The following is a 2,459-nucleotide window of genomic DNA, read 5'->3' on the forward strand; positions in this document are numbered from 1 at the left end:
TCGTTCGCTGGGACGCATACACGCGGGGCGGCTTCGCCATTATGCCCCACATGCCTGCGCCCGTTATTGGAAAGTTATGTGTCAAAGGTAAATTAAGATAAAAAGGATTTTTAACTATGAAACTAGGAACTAAAATTGGTTTGTCATTCAGCTTTATCGGCTGTGCTGTCGGCGCATACTTCGGCCTATCACCTGTTTACTCTCAATTGCAATCTGGTGTGTTATCCGGTCTTGAAGCGGGACTAGCCTTCAGTATCACAGGTATTTTCATTGGTAGTTTACTGGCTACTACAAGCATTCTTTCTTCGAATAAGCATGCCACATAACAAAAAAATTAAGCACGCCCGCTACGCGGGCTGGGACGCATACACGCAGGGCGGCTTCGCCATTATGCCCTACGTGCCTGCGCCCCTTATTTAAAAGTTAGAAGGCGCCAGCCTAAACCTCGTTTGGCTTAATACAAATCTCAATGCAACTACCCTCACCTGCTTTCACCAACATCGCTCTGGCTTTTGGTGGTTTTAACTTCGCCGCATTAACTTCAAAGGTTGCGCAATAGGCGCTTTACCGCCAAGTTCTTATTCACCGTCAGCAAGCGCCATTGCACTTGGTAATTCATAGGGCGGCTTGCTTTAGTCAAATCAACTACATCACTGCACTGTTGTTTTACTTGTTTGTGTTAATAATCAATCGTATGCTGACCTTATTAGTTTTTAATAAAGCCAAAGGAATAGGCTCTGCTTCTAACAAAGCGCTTAAGCCTCTCCCTTCGGTCACTGGGACGCCTATACGCGGGGCGGCTTCGCCAATTATGCCCCACGTATCTGCGCCCCTTAGCTTAAAGTTATGCATCAGAGTGAAATTATGAACCGTCCCCCTATTCCTTCTGACCCATTTAATAGGCAATATATTTATAAGGGCGTAGTGTTTCATTGGTCACTGTCTACTGGTTTCGTCTATCTAATTTGCTTAGCTATCAGCAAAGCCAGCCCCATTAGCATAGTGTTGCTTATTCCATGTAGTGTCGTTCTTTTTTTATGCATCAATGGTATTACTAACGACTTTGAGTTTAAAACCCTCTACAAAAAGCTGGACTGGTATAGGAAATACACTATTGCTACTTTCTTATTAGGGGTGTTATTTGGTATTTCATGTGCTTTTGAGGCTAGCGCAGATTTCGCGGTCATTATCGCTTTTCCTGTTTTCGCCAATGGATTGTTTTTGTGGCCGTTGGTAACAACTAATACATATGTAAAAAACTACACTAGGTTGTTTGGGGTTTTTGATGCATAACAACCCAATCAACACGCTCACTGCGTTCGCTGGGACGCATACACGCGGGGCGGCTTCGCCATTATGCCCCACATGTCTGCGCCCGTTATTGGAAAGTTAGAAGGCGTCAGCCTAAACTACGTTTGGCTTTACAAAAATATCAGTTCAACTACCCTCACATGTTGTTTCAATCATCGCCCAAGCATTGGTAGTTTTAATGTCACCGCGCTTACTTCAAAGGTTGCGCAATAGGCGCTTTATCGGCTAGTTATTATTTCAATTCTGCAAGCGCCATTGCACTTGGTAATTCATAGGGCGGCTTGCTTCAGCTAAATCACCTACATCACTGCACTGGCATTTTGCTTGTTTGTGTTAACAATCAATCGTATGCTGGCTTAATTAGTTTTTAATAAGACCAAAGGAACAGGCTCTGCTTCTAACAAAGCGCTTAAGCCACTCCCTCCGGTCGCTGGGACGCCTATACGCGGGGCGGCTTCGCCATTATGCCCCACGCATCTGCGCCCCTTAGCTTAAAGTTAGTTCGCTCGGAGACTCTTGTGGAGATTCATATTGACTAGGCTTCTTATGTTTTTAGTTTTCTTAACTGTCGTTTTGCCTGTTCAATCGAGATGCTTTTTAAGGTCTGAATTTGTTAATGCAGCAATATCGTTTAAGAAAAGCTTGAGTTCTGTAAAGTCCTACATCGTTTATTCTGGAAGCTCTGATGTGACTTCGTATTCAGGTGCAGTTACAAGTTTCCCTTTGACCAATTATTTTACGGCGTTACGATTGGAACCTGAAAACTTGGAGAAAAGCGCTTTTATTTTCGCGGTAGACCTGAAAAATGAAAGCTTTTACGCGTATTACACCAATGGCGTTTCAAAGCCTTTTCCTAACTATACAAAAGGTAAGGTATCTTTAGAGAATTGCTCTATCAACTTTGATATAAGTGATACAGAACAGCTTTTGGTCAAAGTCCATGAGAAGGGCGAAATTGAAATTATTTCACAGAGTCGTACTAATACAAGTGAGGCCTTTTCTTTAAGCCAACAGTTTATTTTTAGCTCAAATGAATACGCAAACTAACAAACACATTAAGTCGGTCGCAAGCTCCCTGGGACAGTAACACGAGGGCTCTGTCGCTTCGCTCCTATTTTAGCCCACGCATTACTGCCCCTTATGTGGGT

3 protein-coding genes are annotated in these 2,459 nt (G+C 43.4%); all 3 read left to right on the forward strand.

Annotated features, from left to right (window positions below; genetic code table 11):
• The first annotated feature begins 116 nt into the window (after positions 1-116).
• The 3 genes from J8L84_RS19945 (at position 117) to J8L84_RS19955 (ending at position 2,358) form a co-directional block, all read left to right on the forward strand.
• Positions 117-326: a hypothetical protein gene (locus J8L84_RS19945; protein ID WP_211072228.1), complete on the forward strand. Its 210-nt coding sequence runs from the start codon at positions 117-119 to the stop codon at positions 324-326.
• Positions 327-864: 538 nt separating this feature from the next.
• Entirely contained in the window at positions 865-1,293 is a 429-nt protein-coding gene (locus J8L84_RS19950; protein ID WP_211072229.1) for a hypothetical protein, read from the forward strand.
• A gap of 564 nt (positions 1,294-1,857) precedes the next feature.
• On the forward strand, positions 1,858-2,358 hold the full coding sequence (locus tag J8L84_RS19955; RefSeq protein ID WP_211072230.1) for a hypothetical protein: 501 nt from the start codon (positions 1,858-1,860) through the stop codon (positions 2,356-2,358).
• The last annotated feature ends 101 nt before the right edge of the window (positions 2,359-2,459 follow it).

Origin of the sequence: Alteromonas sp. MMG017 (genome assembly GCF_018100795.1) — a bacterium.
Taxonomy (GTDB): domain Bacteria; phylum Pseudomonadota; class Gammaproteobacteria; order Enterobacterales; family Alteromonadaceae; genus Alteromonas.